This window comes from Lactobacillus sp. ESL0703 (genome assembly GCF_029433435.1).
In the GTDB taxonomy this organism is placed as follows: Bacteria; Bacillota; Bacilli; order Lactobacillales; family Lactobacillaceae; genus Lactobacillus.
In genome coordinates this window covers 45,978-62,705 of the sequence record NZ_JAQTIB010000002.1, presented here as the reverse complement: position 1 = coordinate 62,705, position 16,728 = coordinate 45,978, and the positions used below count along the sequence as shown (strand labels likewise).

Annotated in this window: 18 protein-coding genes and 1 other annotated feature; of the genes, 16 read left to right on the top strand and 2 right to left on the bottom strand. The window is 36.6% G+C overall.

The genetic code is table 11. The features are described 5' to 3' along the window. The first annotated feature begins 144 nt into the window (after positions 1-144). The 13 genes from amaP (at position 145) to PT278_RS02780 (ending at position 9,944) form a co-directional block, all read left to right on the top strand. Entirely contained in the window at positions 145-699 is a 555-nt protein-coding gene (gene amaP / locus PT278_RS02840; protein WP_277130072.1) for an alkaline shock response membrane anchor protein AmaP, read from the top strand. A gap of 11 nt (positions 700-710) precedes the next feature. Next, positions 711-890, top strand: a complete 180-nt coding sequence (locus PT278_RS02835) for a DUF2273 domain-containing protein (protein ID WP_277130070.1) — start codon at positions 711-713, stop codon at positions 888-890. A gap of 21 nt (positions 891-911) precedes the next feature. Next, positions 912-1,403 (top strand): Asp23/Gls24 family envelope stress response protein, encoded by a 492-nt coding sequence (locus PT278_RS02830; protein WP_277130068.1) that lies wholly within the window; start codon positions 912-914, stop codon positions 1,401-1,403. Between the two features lie 159 nt (positions 1,404-1,562). After that, complete coding sequence (locus PT278_RS02825; protein ID WP_277130067.1) at positions 1,563-2,186, top strand: helix-turn-helix transcriptional regulator; 624 nt, start codon at positions 1,563-1,565, stop codon at positions 2,184-2,186. Between the two features lie 393 nt (positions 2,187-2,579). Beyond that, the gene (locus tag PT278_RS02820; RefSeq protein ID WP_277130064.1) at positions 2,580-3,413 is read left to right on the top strand and encodes a CPBP family intramembrane glutamic endopeptidase; all 834 of its coding nucleotides are present in this window, start codon (positions 2,580-2,582) and stop codon (positions 3,411-3,413) included. Between the two features lie 18 nt (positions 3,414-3,431). Continuing rightward, positions 3,432-4,076 carry a helix-turn-helix transcriptional regulator gene (locus tag PT278_RS02815; RefSeq protein ID WP_277130063.1) on the top strand — a complete coding sequence of 215 codons (645 nt, stop codon included), beginning with the start codon at positions 3,432-3,434 and terminating at the stop codon, positions 4,074-4,076. Between the two features lie 143 nt (positions 4,077-4,219). After that, positions 4,220-4,870: a helix-turn-helix transcriptional regulator gene (locus tag PT278_RS02810; RefSeq protein ID WP_277130061.1), complete on the top strand. Its 651-nt coding sequence runs from the start codon at positions 4,220-4,222 to the stop codon at positions 4,868-4,870. A 183-nt stretch (positions 4,871-5,053) separates the two neighbouring features. Then, the gene (locus PT278_RS02805; protein ID WP_277130059.1) at positions 5,054-5,692 is read left to right on the top strand and encodes a hypothetical protein; all 639 of its coding nucleotides are present in this window, start codon (positions 5,054-5,056) and stop codon (positions 5,690-5,692) included. Between the two features lie 248 nt (positions 5,693-5,940). After that, positions 5,941-6,591: a deoxynucleoside kinase gene (locus PT278_RS02800; RefSeq protein WP_277130057.1), complete on the top strand. Its 651-nt coding sequence runs from the start codon at positions 5,941-5,943 to the stop codon at positions 6,589-6,591. A gap of 12 nt (positions 6,592-6,603) precedes the next feature. Beyond that, positions 6,604-7,290, top strand: coding sequence for a deoxynucleoside kinase (locus tag PT278_RS02795; protein WP_277130055.1), 687 nt, complete (start codon positions 6,604-6,606; stop codon positions 7,288-7,290). Positions 7,291-7,346: 56 nt separating this feature from the next. Further along, positions 7,347-7,579, top strand: a binding site (T-box leader). Between the two features lie 206 nt (positions 7,580-7,785). Further along, positions 7,786-8,427, top strand: coding sequence for an amino acid ABC transporter permease (locus PT278_RS02790; RefSeq protein ID WP_277130053.1), 642 nt, complete (start codon positions 7,786-7,788; stop codon positions 8,425-8,427). A gap of 14 nt (positions 8,428-8,441) precedes the next feature. Further along, positions 8,442-9,095 (top strand): amino acid ABC transporter ATP-binding protein, encoded by a 654-nt coding sequence (locus tag PT278_RS02785; protein WP_277130051.1) that lies wholly within the window; start codon positions 8,442-8,444, stop codon positions 9,093-9,095. Beyond that, positions 9,096-9,944, top strand: coding sequence for an amino acid ABC transporter substrate-binding protein (locus PT278_RS02780; protein ID WP_277130049.1), 849 nt, complete (start codon positions 9,096-9,098; stop codon positions 9,942-9,944). Here the strand turns inward: PT278_RS02780 and PT278_RS02775 are convergent. Next, positions 9,941-10,738: a Cof-type HAD-IIB family hydrolase gene (locus PT278_RS02775; protein WP_277130694.1), complete on the bottom strand. Its 798-nt coding sequence runs from the start codon at positions 10,736-10,738 to the stop codon at positions 9,941-9,943. The genes PT278_RS02780 and PT278_RS02775 overlap by 4 nt on opposite strands. 207 nt (positions 10,739-10,945) lie before the next feature. Here PT278_RS02775 and PT278_RS02770 point away from each other — a divergent pair, with 207 nt between their 5' ends. From PT278_RS02770 to PT278_RS02760, 3 genes are all read left to right on the top strand, one after another. Then, entirely contained in the window at positions 10,946-12,253 is a 1,308-nt protein-coding gene (locus PT278_RS02770) for an NCS2 family permease (protein ID WP_277130048.1), read from the top strand. 133 nt (positions 12,254-12,386) lie between these two features. Further along, positions 12,387-13,697: an NCS2 family permease gene (locus tag PT278_RS02765; RefSeq protein ID WP_277130046.1), complete on the top strand. Its 1,311-nt coding sequence runs from the start codon at positions 12,387-12,389 to the stop codon at positions 13,695-13,697. Between the two features lie 128 nt (positions 13,698-13,825). Continuing rightward, positions 13,826-15,145: an MFS transporter gene (locus PT278_RS02760; RefSeq protein WP_277130044.1), complete on the top strand. Its 1,320-nt coding sequence runs from the start codon at positions 13,826-13,828 to the stop codon at positions 15,143-15,145. 100 nt (positions 15,146-15,245) lie between these two features. On the opposite strand, the gene gndA is transcribed toward PT278_RS02760, so the two are convergent. Further along, positions 15,246-16,631 (bottom strand): NADP-dependent phosphogluconate dehydrogenase, encoded by a 1,386-nt coding sequence (gene gndA / locus PT278_RS02755; RefSeq protein ID WP_277130042.1) that lies wholly within the window; start codon positions 16,629-16,631, stop codon positions 15,246-15,248. Positions 16,632-16,728: the final 97 nt, after the last annotated feature.

The window sequence follows — 16,728 nt, the reverse complement described above, 5'->3', positions numbered from 1 at the left end:
TTTTAAAAAGCGCTGTAATTAATTCAGCGCTTTTTATGTTTTTATCTATATTAAAGTAAAATAATATACTTATTGGTGCATATTATTAACTAACAAAATAATCAAGGTTTATGATAAGTTTATATACACAAAGGATGTGATCGATTGAAACGCAGCAAAAAATGGCTATCAATCTTATGCCTAATACTCATTTTACCTTTGCCAGCCTATCTTTTATGGCAAAATAGCGGCTTCTGGCAAAAATATTTACAGCTAAAATTACCACCAATCGGTAAGCTTTATCCCATCTTTACTTGGTACATAATTGCCATTAGTACCATTATGGTTGTTAGTTTAATTATTAGCTTATTAATTTTGCTTTTTTGGCCAACACAACGCAGTTTTAATTTAATTCCCAAACAAAGCGGACAAGTAAAAGTCACCAGTAAAGCCGTCAACGGCTTTATCTTGAGTTCGTTAAACGACCTCCCCTACTTAAACAATGCCAAAGTTGATTCCAAATTGACTAAACGTCATATCAAAATCACGGTCAGTGGTGATCTTGGAGTTGGTGAAAACGTAGCTAATTTGCTTGAAGATTACCTTCAAAAAGTAAAAGTCGATCTCAAGCAACTATTGGGAATTGAACAGAAACCCAAAATTAGAATTAAATTTACTAACTACCATAACGGCGAAGTGCCCGAGAAACGCGTTCAGTAAAGGAGGCTAAAATGAAAGAAATTTTGCAGAATCACCTTCCAGAAATAAGTGGCGCTACAATTGGGCTGCTTTTAGCATTTTGTTTTTTATGGCTAGGCTTTTTTAAAACAATTTTTGTAATTGTAATGCTAATCTGTGGTCTAATAGCCGGACACTTTTGGCCGCTGCTAAAAAAGTTAATGAATAAGTAATTTATCAAGGAGAATTTTAATATGACACAAACAAATTCAAATCAAGAAATTAAGGGCGAGTTAAAATATGATTCTAAAGTGATTCAAAAAATCATTGGTATTGCATTATCAGGCATCAAAGGACTATTAACTGTCGATGGCGGATTCTTCTCCAATCTAACTGATAAAATTGTTAATAATAACGACGTTACAACCGGCGTCAATGTAGAAGTTGGCAAGACACAAGTTGCCGTTGATATTGATATTGTTGCAGAATATGGCGTACAAATTACCAAATTATACGACCAAATCAAAGAAAGAATTTACAATAAAGTCAAAGAAATGACTGGTCTTGATACTGTCGAAGTTAACGTCACTGTTGTTGACATTAAAACTCAGGAACAACATCAAAAAGATTCTGTCAGTCTGCAAGATCGGATAACAGGCGCAAATAAAACGACTAAAGACAAGCATGATAATCAAAAAGACAGTCAAAAAACAGAAGACAACGACAAACAAGACAGAGTAAAATAATTTTCCTTACCTTTCAAATAAAAATGGCAGTGAACTAATTCGCTGCCATTTTTATTTCCCGGGAAATATCTATTCAATTATGATAATGCAACAATTCTCTGCTTGCCCTTTCAAAATGATTTCACCATAATTTATTTATCAAATATGGAGGAAAGAAAAATGAAATTTGGTGAACACTTAAAACAAGCGCGAATTACGCGGCATTTAACTCAAGAAGAGGTCGCTGAAGACTTCTTTGTTAGCAGACAGACGATTTCTAGTTGGGAAAACGAAAAGACTTACCCTGACATGTCTAGTCTAATTAAGTTAAGTGATTATTACCAAATTTCTCTTGATACCCTATTAAAGGAGGATTCAGGCATGCGTGAATATTTAGAAAAAAAGAATGTTGCCCAAGAATTAAAAAATATCAAAGGATGTTTAAATTGGACAGAATTAGTAATATTAGTAGTTTGTTTAGCTAATATATTTGACATTATTAAACTTCATGGCTTCTTCTTGCTACTAATATTAATTCTAATTCCTTTAACAAAGGCTAGTATCCATATCAATGATTTTAATAACTTAAACAATTTAGGGATCGAATCAAAGTATCAAAGATTCCTTAAAAAACATGGTTGGTTAGAATATCTTATTTTTATAATAATACCTCTGATGCAATTAGGTGCTAACTTATTACATGATCCCAAATCAGACCATCTAACAGATATAATTGGTGCAATTATAACCATACTGATACTTTTCTTGGTTGCTTACAAATTAAACAAAAAGCACAATTATTAATATTTAGAAGCGAGATTAATCATGTTTTCAGAATCAACTATTAAAAAATGGCATTTTTGCCAAACTTTAGCACAATCAATTATTTTATTAGCAATTCTTATTTTAGGACTAGTCAAGCAGCATTTTTCCTTATCAAACAAAGCCTTGACATCATGGATACTCATCCTAATTTTGGCAATTCTTAGCTGCTTACAATTTACATTATTAAAAAAGAAACAAAATCCCCGTAGTCGACTAGTCCAATTTAATTATTACTGGGAGAGCTTTAGTATCACATTGTCGCTCCAGCTCACATTGTACTTAATAATCATAATCTTAAATAAATATCATATCCTAACTAATACTTTTTGGATTGCATTGGCTACCCTGTATTCACTTATCATGTATATTCCAATGGCTAAACTAGCACTAAGCAAAATCAAAAGTACTTGGGGCCGAATTTTTATTGCCTTTATCATGTTTTCATTTTTACTTTCTGCACCAGATACCTTTACATATACTAAAAAAATTGCAGATTGGTTAATAATTCTTAATACTTCCGGATTCAGCGGCGGAATAATTTTTGTCATCATTATGTTAATCGCAATGCACGATTGGGGATTTCAGCTGCCAAATTGGCGCATTAGTAAACGAACCTCTAAAGCAATTATTGGAATTATTCTGTTATTCATCATTGTTAAGTGTCTATTTAATGGCTTCAATGCTAGTGAATCCTGGACAAGTATTTTAACCTCTTGGGACTTCCACCTAGCAAAGTCGATAACAATTCCTATTTTCGATTCTATTAAAGCCGGGTTTGCCGAAGAATGGCTAATGCGCTTTTGTGTTTTAAATTTATTACTACGATATTTTAAAAACTATCACAATCAAATTCTCTGGGCCGTTTTAAGTGATGGGCTAATTTTTGGCTTATTACATTCAACAAACTTTCTTAACCAATCTGCTTCTGCCACCTTGCAGCAAATGCTGGGCGCTTGTTGTGCCGGCTTTGTTTTCGCAGCAATCTATTTATACTCTGACTCAATCTTAATCAGTATGGGTTATCACGCCCTATACGATACTGCAATGGCAATCACAGCAGGTTCACTAACAATGACTTCACCTTCCATGTTTGACTGGCAAGAAACTATTCTATTAGCAATTATTGATATTATTTTTGCTTACTTTTTAATTTCCGGCTCACGAAAAGATACAATTGAGTATAATTTAAGATGTAGAAAATTATGACTTTATGGGGTTGAAAATATGAGATTTGGTGAATATTTAAAACAAGTTAGGCTTGCAAAAAATTTAACTCAAGAAGAAGTTGCTGAAGACTTTTTTGTTAGCAGACAGACTATTTCCAGTTGGGAAAACGAAAAAACCTATCCTGACATGGCTAGTCTAATCAAATTAAGTGACTATTATCAAATTTCTCTCGATACCTTATTAAAAGAAGATTCAGGCTTGCGCGAATATTTAGAAAAGCAAGATGTTATCACAAAATTAAAGCCGATTAAACGCTACTTAACACTTACTGCGTTTGCTTTAGCAATCTTTTGGCTGCTTGAATTTAACGGCTTAATTCACCTCCATCTATTCAATCTATTACTATTCGTCATAACATTTTTTGTTATTTCTGCCCTGACATGCTTAAACGAATTTGACCAATCTAGTTGCCTCGGCTTACGGTATCATTGGCAAAAATATTTTGATATTCACTTAACATTTAATCGAATAATGATGATAGGTATTGCCATCATTTTGACTGGAATTACTATTTCACGCATTCGTACAATTGACTTTGGTATTCCTGATACAGCATATTTAATCGGTTATATTACAGGAGTAATATCACATTCGTTATTTTTTGCTTTATTTATTACTAAATTCTATCAACAATGCCTTTAATAAAAAAATACGACGAGTTATTTGCTTATTGTATTTTTTGCTTTTTCTTTAGTAAAAACCTTTAGTATCAACGATGCCAAGAATCTGTGCTTGTTAATTTGGATTCATTTAAGCATAATATTCTCAGAAATAGGAGAAGTAAGATGAAATTTGGAGCACATTTGAAACAAGTAAGACAAAATAGAAAATTAACTCAAGAAGAAGTCGCTCATGACCTCTTTGTTAGCAGACAGACAATTTCTAGTTGGGAAAATGAAAAATCTTATCCAGATATTGTTACGCTAATTAAATTAAGCGACTACTATCAAATTTCTCTTGATACCCTATTAAAAGAAGATACAGGTATGAAAGAATATCTGGAGAAAAAGAATGTCATTACAAAATTAAAGCCAATTAAGTGGTGTCTGACATTCGTCGGTCTCATATTAATTGCTTTTTGGCTAATCAGCCTTAGTTTTCAAAAATATTCTACCCTGTTAGCATTAATTATTACGATTTTTGTTATTACAGCTTTAGCAAAGCTAAATGAACTCGATCAAATAAATTCTTTGGGCTTAAGATACAATTGGCAAGAGTATTTTGATGAACACACAATAGTTAATTACCTCATTACCATAGGAATCCTAATCTTAATAATTATTCTTACTATTTATCGTATCCAAAATATTCATTTTAATATCCCAAATACAGCTGAACTTGCAGGCGAAAATATCGGTTATATTGTTGGTGATTTGATACGTTCTTTACTTTCTATTGTATTTATTATCGAACTTTATCAGCAATGTATTAAATAAAGCAGTTTTAATATCTATTGTTACATGTGAAACATGAGCTAGTTAATATAATTTTTCCTGCTTAAAAAAGGTCCATTCACTATAAATTAAGATCAAAATAATAACAATTTATATTGTAAAGCTGATGCTTATAAGATACAATAATTTCATCAAGAATTAACTTTTACACTGAAAGGATACCCCATGAACAAAACTGCAAAAATTTTAGGTTTATCAGTTGCAGCGTTAAGTTTAGCAGGCAGCTGCTTCACTACAAACGAGGTTAGTGCTAAAACTACCACCACACATATTACTGGCAAAAAGAACGTTAAAAAGACATCCAAGGGTACCAAATACGGCTTTAAAAAAGCTTTTGTATTTTCAAAAGAGTTACAAGGTAAATGGTACAGCAACAACAATTTGACTCCTGAACCTCTCGAAATAGGTAAGTCATCATTAGTTTTGCCATACACTGGTAAAAAGGCAAAAGCCGTAGTTATCGGCAAAGTTAAGGGAACTAACAAATACCCTTGGCAAATGAGCGGCAGCTGGAAATCAAAACATGCCAAAGCTTTCGCTAACATAATACGCGGCTCATATAAGACGATTAATCAGACTAAATGGACCATTCTTAGTCCAGCCGATGAAAAATCAATTAGTGTTGGATATGCTTATATTGCCAAAGATGAAAAAATTGATGGTGAAACAATCAGAGTTGTTTTTGAAGCACTCCCTGATAATGGCAAGGTAATCAACCAATACTTCACGAGCAAAGACTTAGCTGACAAGTATTCTGCAACTAAATTTGCTGATGTGACTTATTCAGACATCAACCTAAAATAATATTATTTTTAATAAAAAAGACGAGTAAGAAATATATTCTTACTCGTCTTTTTGTGTTTCATGTGTAACACTCTTTTTATATATTATATACAAATATATAATATCAGCAAAACAAATATTTTTTTGCTCTGCAATATACAAAATCACTTGACATTTATGTAACCAGTTTAATTAACTTTTTCCTTGTTTTACCCCTACATCTCGTATTAAACTTATTAAGTATCAATATGTTGTATTTAAGAAAGAGCGTGATTCAAGTTATTGTTTTAAGCGGGCCAATTGGAGCCGGTAAATCCAGTTTAACCAGTATTTTAGCTGAACATTTAGGTACTCAAGCCTTCTATGAGGGAGTCGACAGCAACCCTGTTCTTCCTCTGTATTACAAGGACATGAAGCGATATACGTTTTTGCTCAATATCTACTTGCTCAACCACCGGATAGCACAGATCAATCAAGCAGTTAAAGAAAAAAATAGTGTTTCAGACCGGTCAATTTATGAAGATGCCCTCTTTTTCAAAATGAACGCAGACAGTAACGTCGCTGATCCTACAGAATTTCAAATTTACGACGGTCTGCTCGAAAACATGATGGAAGATACTCCTGGCAATCCAAGTAAAAAACCGGATTTACTCATTTACATTCATGTATCGCTGGAAACAATGCTCAAACGCATTAAAAAGCGCGGTCGCTCTTATGAACAAATCAGTACAGACCCTAGTCTAAAAGACTATTATGCGCGTCTTATCCGCTACTATGAGCCATGGTATGAAAACTACAATGCTTCACCCAAAATAGCAATTGACGGCGATAAATTCGATTTTATTGTTGATGAAGATGCTAAACAAAAAGTTTTGCGGCAAATTGATGACAAATTGCGCGAAATAGGTAATTTAAAATAAAGAAGGAACGTGATGACAGTTATTGTTTTAAGCGGGCCAATTGGAGCCGGTAAATCCAGTCTAACCAGTATTTTAGCAGATTATTTAGGTACCAAGCCTTTTTACGAAAGCGTTGATGACAACCCTGTTTTACCGCTTTTTTACGCTGATCCTAAAAAATATGCCTTTCTATTGCAGGTGTTTTTCTTAAATACACGTTTTCGCAGTATTAAAAATGCTTTAACAGAAGACAACAATGTTCTAGATCGGTCAATCTATGAAGATGCCCTTTTCTTCCAAATGAACGCCGATATTGGCCGGGCAACCCCAGAAGAAGTGGACACATATTATGAATTATTAAATAATATGATGAGTGAGCTTACTCATATGCCGAAAAAGAACCCTGATCTGTTAGTCCACATTAATGTTTCTTACGAAACGATGATTAACCGTATTCAAAAGCGTGGTCGTCCCTATGAGCAGCTTAGCTATGATGCAACTCTTGAAGACTACTACAAACGTCTTTTGCGCTACTACAAGCCATGGTATGAAAAGTACGACTATTCACCTAAGATGGAAATTGACGGCGACAGTCTTGATTTTATGACTGATGAAGATGCACGCAAAACTGTCCTAGACCAAATCGTTGCCAAATTAAAAGAAGTTGGCAAGTTACCTGAGTCATGGGACAAGCCAACTAACATCAAAATTTCTAAATAACTTTAACGGTAACTGCTTGACTTATCGAATTAAGTAGCTATAATTAAAAGAAAATTAAAAAGGTTATGAGCAGACTAGTAGTACCTAGGACTTGTCAGAGAGTGTCAGTTGCTGTGAAGACATGAAGTACCTAGTACGAATCACACCTGCGAACCGTTTTTCTAAATAATGTAAGAAATTCCGGCGGTGCCGTTATCACCTCAGTTTTTCATATTATGTTAAACTGACTGAGGTTATTTACGTGAGTAAATAGCAAATTGAGGTGGAATCGCGTTAAGTCGTCCTCTTAGACAAATTAGTCTAAGAAGGCGGCTTTTTTCTTACAAATAAGAAATTCCGGCAGTCCCGTTATCACTACAGTTCAATCCCCCATGCAAGATTGGACTGATTGAGGCTATTTGCGTGAGCAAATAGCAAATTGAGGTGGAACCACGATTAAACGTCCTCTTAGACTTAGGTCTAAGGGGACGTTTTTATTATATAAGGAGAAATGCCATGAATTATATCAATGCCATCTTGCCTTCCCTGATTCAGGGAGCACAAATGACCTTATCACTATTTTGTTGGACGCTTATTATTTCTATTCCGTTGGGAATCATTATTAGCCTAGGCCTAATCTCACATATCAAGCCTTTGCAACTATTTTTAAAATTTTACGTTTGGATTATGCGGGGAACGCCGTTATTACTGCAATTAATTTTTGTTTTCTACGGCTTACCTATTATCGGCGTTATCTTTCAGCGTTATGATGCAGCTTTATTTGCCTTCATTCTTAACTACGCCGCCTACTTCGCCGAAATTTTTCGCGGCGGATTTCAAGCAATTCCCAAGGGTCAATACGAAAGTGCTAAGGTTCTGCGACTAACCAAAATGCAAACTTTAAGACGCATTGTCATTCCCCAAGTTGTCAAAATTGTTATTCCGTCGATTGGCAATGAGGTTATCAACTTGGTCAAAGATACTTCATTAGTCTATGTTATTGGGCTTGGCGACCTCCTGCGGGCTGGAAATGTAGCTACTGCACGCGATGTTACCCTAGTTCCATTAGTTTTAGTTGGCATTATCTATCTTGCAATGACAGGAATTGCATCTTATCTTTTAAAGAAAATTGAAAATAATTATTCCAAGTGGAAATAATTGGAGGTAATTAGATGTTAGAACTCAAAAATATTACCAAAAAGTTTGGTCAACGAACAATTCTAGACAAAGTCAATCTATCCATACCTAGTGGGCAAATTCTGGCGATTGTCGGACCTTCAGGAGCCGGTAAAACAACCTTATTGCGCTGTTTAAGCGGACTAGAAAATATTGATTCCGGCAAATTCTTATGGGATGGGCAAGAATTTAATCCAGCTAATCCAACCGACAGCAGCCAAATAATTGGCGTTGTCTTTCAAGATTACCAGTTATTCCCTAATTTAACCGTCCTGGATAATATTACACTGGCACCAACTTTAGCTCTTAAAAAAGCCAAAAAAGACGCTGAAGAACAAGCTAAAAAATTACTTGAGCGGTTAAATTTAGCTGGCAAAGAACAGCTATATCCCGCACAGCTTTCTGGCGGGCAACAACAACGAGTTGCAATTGCCCGCGCTTTAGCTATGAAACCCCAAATTCTCTGTTATGACGAACCAACCTCAGCCCTTGACCCTGCCTTGCGCGGTACCGTTACTGAAATCATCCTAAAATTAAAGCGTGAAGAAAACATGACACAAATTATTGTTACTCACGACATGGATTTTGCTAAAGATGTTGCAGATACAACATTTACTGTTACTGATCTCAGCCAAAGGAGGTCGAACTAAGTGAAACGTAAAAATCTTTTCACTCTTATAATAATTTTTTGTTGCGGAATTTTCCTTACTGGTTGCAGCGATATTTCCGTTGGTAAAAGAGCCAGTCAAACCGATAACTGGCAAAGATTAGAAAAACGCGGTTACGTAACTGTTGGCGTTGATGACACCTTTGTGCCAATGGGTTTTCGCCAAAAAAACGGACAATTAATCGGTTACGATGTTGATCTAGCCAAAGCAGTTTTCAAATTGTACAACATGCGAGTTAGCTTCCAGACAATTGACTGGTCAATGAATACTACTGAACTAAAAAACGGAACCATTGACTTAATTTGGAACGGCTTTAGTAAGACACCTGAACGACAAGCAAAGGTTGGCTTTAGCAAAACCTATCTATATAGTGAGCAGCTGCTAGTAACCAAACGTAAGAACCATATTAATTCTTATGCTGATATGACTGGAAAAACATTGGGCGCACAAACAGGTTCTTCTGGCTATAACGACATTATGAAACAACCCCAGTTACTTAAAAATCGCATCAAAAATCACGATCCCGTTCTGTATGATTCCTTTACTAATGCCTTTATTGACTTAAATGCCGGCCGGATTCAGGGATTATTAATCGACAGCACCTACGCTGACTACTATATTTCTCGACAAAAGCATCCAGATGACTTTACCGTCATTCACGGACCATTTCCTAAAGATGCCTTTGGTGTCGGCATGAGAAAAAGCGATACAACTTTACGAAATAAAATTAATGCTGGTTTAGATAAGTTGGCTCAAAATGGCACTCTAGCTAAAATTGATCGCAAGTGGTTTGGCTCGGCTGCTGATACGCCGTTATTGAAAAATAATTAGTCTAATTGATCCAAAACTGCGGCAATGCCATCATGATTATTATCTTGGGTAATTACTTCAAATTTTGTCTTTAAATCTTTCGGTGCATTACCTAATAATACTGGATGGCCAACCATTTTTAGCATTGTTTCATCATTATAATTATCACCAAAAGCCCAGCAGTCAGCTAGTTTGACATTAAATTCCCGCGCTAGAATTTCAACACCATTACCTTTTGAAACACCTTTAATCATTACTTCCAGTAAATTAGGTGCGGATTTGACAATATATAATTCTGGGTAGTTTACTCTTAATTCTGCTTGTTCTTCGTCCAATAATTGTGGAGCGCCCATAATCAATACTTTGTGTACTCCTTGAAGCTTTTCAACTTGAGTTATTGAACTGGCTATTGCCTTTACGCTGACTTTTTTCTCTTCTTGTTCAACCAATTTATGATTATTTCCCGGGAAATAGTACCAATTATAGCCGCTGTAAACATTCCAAACAGTTCCATTGTTTTTCTCTTCCACATACCGACAGATCTCGACAGCTTGATCGGCAGTCATGAACTGCGAATTTAACGGCCGACCCATTTCATCTAAAACCAAGGCTCCATTATAGGCAATGAGCGGGCAACTGTTCATAACTTGACCGGCTGCAGTCATAATTGCTTGGGGCATGCGACCAGATACTGGCACAAAAATATTACCCTTAATTACCTGTCTACGAATTGCATCTCGAGTTTTAGGCGTTACTTGCAAGTCCGAATTTAGTAAGGTGCCGTCAATATCCGAAAAAAGTAGTTTTACCATAATTTCTCCTTATTTCTTTAATTACTAATAATTAGCTATATTTTAACGATTATCACTGGCTTAGGTCAATCATGATTAATAAGCGATAGTTATCCTTTGGCAAAATATCAGGTTCAATAATTCGTGTTTGCAATTATTTTTTAGAGTGTTAGACTTAAATAGTCGAAAGTTAAATTTTAAACACGAACATTAATCTGTGGGAGAGAGATAATGAATTTTATCAAGAGTTATTTTCAACTCGACAAATACAACACTAGCATCAAAGTTGAGTTTCTTGCCGGCTTAACTACCTTTATCAGTATGTCATACATTCTGTTTGTTAACCCTAGTGTTCTGGGTGCAAGCGGCATGAATACCGGGGCGGTCTTCACATCAACTGCTCTAGCCAGCGCACTGGGTACAGCAATTATGGGAATTGTTGCAAATTACCCAATTGGGGAAGCACCAGCCCTTGGAATCAACGCCTTCTTTGCTTACACGGTTTGTGTTGGCATGCATGTTTCATGGGAAACAGCCTTAGCTGCAGTGTTTGTAGCGTCAATCATCTTCATTTTAATTACTTTGTTTAAATTACGCGAAAAAATTATCAATGCTATTCCAGCTGACTTAAAATTCGCCATTTCATCTGGTATTGGTTTGTTCATTGCCTTCTTGGGAATGCAAGACGGTGGACTAATTGTCGGTAACAAGTCCACTCTAGTCGGCTTAGGTTCACTTCACGATCCAGCTGTCTGGATTACTATTTTTGGTTTAATTGTTACTGTTGTTTTAATGATTTTGAACGTTCCCGGTGCAATTTTTATCGGGATGGTATTAGCAGCAATTTTTGGTGTTGTTACCGGTCAAATTTCATTACCTACCAAAATAATTTCAATGGCACCAAGTATTGCGCCAACCTTTGGTCAAGCCGTCTTTCACGTTAAAGACATCAATTCATTGCAAATGTGGGTTGTCGTCTTAACATTTTTACTTGTTACCTTCTTTGATACTGCCGGAACATTAATCGGCTTAGCTCAACAGGCTGGCTTTATGAAAGACAATAAAATGCCACGAGTTGGTAAGGCTTTAGCCTCTGACTCAACTGCGATGATGGTTGGTTCTGTCTTGGGTACCTCACCTATCGGTGCCTTTGTTGAATCAAGTGCCGGAATTGCCGTCGGTGGTAGAACTGGTTTAACTGCTGTCTTTGTTGCCATTTTCTTCTTGATTTCAATGATTTTTAGCCCACTGCTTGGCTTATTTACAACTCACGTAACAGCACCAGCATTAATTATTGTCGGTGTCCTGATGGCGCAAAATACGGCGCATATTCATTGGAATAAAATGGAAATTGCGGTACCTGCCTTCCTAATCTTAATCGGCATGCCGCTAACTTATTCAATTTCTGATGGGCTTGCCTTAGGTCTAATCACTTACCCAATCTGCATGGTAGCTGCTAAACGTGGCAAGGAAGTAACACCAATGATGTGGCTACTATTCTTCGTCTTCATCTTCTTCCTTTGGGTATTAAATTTCTAAATAAATACTTCAACTTTGAAAAGAACGAATCACATGATTTGTTCTTTTTTGTTTTCTAAACATGTAATTGTCGGCAATTTAGTTATATACTAGTTACATTAGTTCTTTTTAATTTAATATTTTGGAGGAAAAAATGACGACACTAGAAAAAGTCTTTCATTTAAACGATGCTCATACCACTGTCAAACGTGAATTAATCGCTGCATTAACCACCTTTGTCAGCCTCTCCTACATCCTTTTTGTTAACCCGAACATTTTGCACGCAGCTGGAATTGATAAGGGAGCGGCCTTTACGGTTACCGCGATTTCGATCGCGATTGGCTGTTTCATCATGGGACTAGTTGCCAACTATCCAGTTGCCTTAGCACCAACGCTTGGCAGCGCAGCCTTTTTTGCCTATAACGTCTGTGGCGGTATGCATATTAACTGGCAAACAGCCTTAGCTGCTGTTCTAGTTGCCTCGGTTTTGTTTGTTTTAATTACCGTTCTTAAATTACGTGAAAAAGTAGTCGACGCAATTCCGCAAGACTTAAAGTACGCAATTTCTGCTGGAATTGGTCTGTTCATTGCTTTTATCGGCTTGCAAAACGGTAAGCTGATTGTTAACAGTGATTCTAATCTTGTAACTTTAGGCAAGTTTAATTCGCCTGCTGTCTGGATTACCTTATTCGGGTTAACCTTAACCGTTGTCTTAATGGCAATGAATATTCCCGGTTCGATTTTTATCGGCATGGTTGTAACTGCTGTGTTCGGTATCATGATCGGGCAAATTGCCCTACCTAAGGGGATTATCGCCAGTGCACCAAGCATTGCCCCAACCTTTGGTCAAGCAATTTTTCATTTAAAAGATATTAATACACCGCAACTATTCATGGTTGTTCTAACCTTCCTGCTAGTTACCTTCTTTGATACTGCTGGTACCTTAATTGGAATGACTGAACAAGCAGGCATGGTCGATAAGAATGGTAAAATTCCACGGATTGGCCGCGCATTTTTATCAGATTCTGCCGCAATGGTTGAAGGAGCTATTCTGGGGACAGCTCCTCTGGGAACTTCCGTTGAATCTAGTGCCGGAATCGCCATGGGTGGCCGCACAGGATTAACCGCAATTTTTGTTGGTATTCTATTTTTAATCAGTATGATTTTCAGTCCATTACTAGCAGTTATTCCAACAACGGTTACTGCACCAGCGTTAATCATTGTCGGCGTCTTAATGGCCGGCAACTTAAAGAAAATCCATTGGGAAAAATTCGAAATTGCATTACCAGCATTTTTAACAGTTGTTGGTATGCCGCTAACCTACAGTATTTCTGATGGATTAGCCTTAGGTATGATTGCCTACCCAATTACAATGATTGCTTCTAAACAATCCAAAAAAGTCTCACCAATGATGTATGTTTTGTTTGTTGTTTTCATTATTTTCTTCTTAGTTACAAACATGTAATTAAGTAAAATAAAAAGCTACCTAAAGGGTAGCTTTTTTGCATGATTTTTTAATAATTGTTAAACTAGATGTGCTTGAATAAGGAGATGATAATTGTATGACAACAGGCTTGCTTGTTAGTCATCGTTATGAATAATACAAAAACAGATAAACAAAATTATAAAAAGGCACCATTATCAGAAGTTCATTTACGTGTCTTAATAGCTATTATTTTAGGGCAAATTGCTTGCGGATTTTCGCTTGGAATTAGCGGAACTGCATTAACAAATGCCAGTAAATATATTCAAATTAGCGACTTATGGACCGGACTAATTGGCGCTGGCGCCTTATTGGGTCTGTCCAGCTCAATGCTAATCGGCCGTCTATCCGACAGAATTGGCCGCAGCCGAATGTTAATGATTAATATGTATCTTTTGGCAGTATTAACATTATTACATTTATTAACCGCCAACCTCTTTTTAACCTTCTTAATTAGAATTGGAATTGGGCTAATGATGGCCGTCGATTATACCGTCGGTAATTCCTTGCTGACTGAATGGCTGCCTAAGGGAGAAGATAGCAAGCAGCAGAGTCATCTGCTTATTTTTTGGTCGGTTGGCTTTATTGCCGCTTACTTGACTGGTTCACTGTTAACTGGCTTTGGCGCGTTCACTTGGCGGGTTATCTTAGCAACAGGAGCCATTCCTGCACTAATTGCTGCCATCTTTCGTAGTTGTTTTCCTCTGCCGCCATCACCAAGTTGGCTGGCAAGTAAGGGCAAGGTTAAACAAGCAAACTTTTTAATTGGCTTTTTACTTGGGCGCAAATGGGGCATTCCCCACTTCAAGCACCAGCATAAGTCATCCAAAAATATTTCATGGACTATTCTCTTTAGTAAAAAATACTTACGAAGAACTCTTGTTGGTGGTTGTTTTTATGCCTTACAGGCATTTTCATTCTTTGGCGTCAGTATTTTCTTGCCTATCCTATTGCAGGGAATGGGCATTACCAACGCAGCTGTATCTGGGATTATTTACAACCTCGGAATGATTATTGGTGTCTTTTTAGGAACGCTAATTTTTGACAAAATTAGTCGGAGAACATTTTTAATCAGTAATTTTTTAATATCTGGTTTACTAATTGGGATTTTAGCATTTATGACTAAAGCGCCAAATACTGCCAAATTGGTTATTTTTAGCTTATTTGCAATCATTCTATCTGCAGGTTTGGTATTAGATTACCCTTACCCCACAGAATTGTTTGATGTTACCGTTCGGGGAACAGGCGTTGGTACCTGCATTACTATCAGCCGCATTGGTGCGGCGGCCGGTACCTTCTTATTGCCAATCTTAACCAATACTGGTGGTGTTAAATTGGCCATGTTAGTTTGTGCCGTCGTGTTACTGGCAGATTTCCTACTCTGCCTTTTCTGGGCACCGGAAACCTCACCCAAATTTATGAAAAAATAAAAAGATTGCCATGGCGGCAATCTTTTTTAACATCGGATTTAAAACCTAAAAAAGCAGCTAAATTTGTTTAGCTGCTTTTTGTGTTACACGTGTAACACGATTATTTTTCTTCATACCATTGTGTGTGGAAGACACCTGAACGGTCATTTCTGTTGTAAGTATGGGCACCAAAGTAATCACGTTGCCCCTGAATTAAGTTTGCAGGTAAACTTGGGTTAAAAATTGATTCCAAGTAATTAAGTGCTGCACTCAAGGTTGGTGTTGGAATCCCAGCTTTAGTTGCTAATTCGACTACTTGCCGCAAAGCACCAATATTTTGTGTCATTAAGTCATTGAAGTAACTGTCTTGGAACAAATTATCCAGCTCTTTACCATCTTTATAAGCATTTTCAATATCTTTCAACATTGATGAGCGAATAATACAGCCTGCTTCCCAAACTTGAGCAATTGCTGGGTACCGCAAATCCCAGTTATAAGCATCTGCAGCCATTTTCAATTGTTGGAAGCCTTGAGCATAAGCAACAGCTTGACCCAATTGCAAAGCCTTGCCTAAATTATCTACCAAATCAGCTGGTACTTCACCATTCCAAGTAATTTCCTTGCCTGAACGTGTTGATGCCTTAGACATAAACCTCGCCAAAACAGCTTCCGCAATTACACTAATCGGTGTGCCTAAGCGAATAGCATCCTCAAGCATCCAGTTACCAGTTCCCTTGTATGAAGCCACATTTAAAATATGGTCAATCACGTAATCAGGAGTTAAGTCATCTTTTTGCTTCAAAACTTCTGCTGTAATTTCACTAAGGTAAGCTTCAACAACTCCTTGGTTCCAATCAGCAAAGATTTGTGACATTTCACTATTAGTCTTGCCTGCAATCTTACGTAAAATATCATAAACTTCAGAGAATTCCTGCATAATGCCGTATTCAATTCCGTTATGAACCATCTTAACATAATGACCGCTGCCTTCAGGGCCAATAAAGCTAACACATGGGCGACCTTCAGTATTTTTAGCAGCAATTGCTTCTAAAATAGGTGCGACTTGCTTATATGCTTCTTCATCGCCACCCGGCATTAATGCTGGGCCATTCAAAGCACCTTCTTCACCACCAGAAACACCCATTCCGATAAAGTGAATGCCGTGCTCCTTCATTTCGTTGAATCGGCGGTTAGTATCATTAAAGTTAGAATTACCACCATCAATTAAAATATCGCCTTGATCCAGTAAAGGCAATAAAGTATGTAAAGTTTCGTCAACTGGACGACCAGCGGCGATTTGAATTAAAATTTTGCGGGGTTTTTCTAATGAATTGACGAATTCTTCCCAAGAATAAGTAGGTTTTAACTTATCGTCTTCATATTTCGCAAAAGCATCAACTTCCGGCTTATCAATACTATAACCAGAAACTGAAAAGCCACTATTTCTGACATTTAAAGCAAGATTCTTACCCATTACAGATAAGCCAATTATTCCAAATTGTTGCATATTTTATCCTCCACTTATTAAATTTATCCTCTATTATTATACTTATAAGTACGCAAAAAAGCGAAACCTTTTTATTAGTTCCGCTTTTTTATTTGTA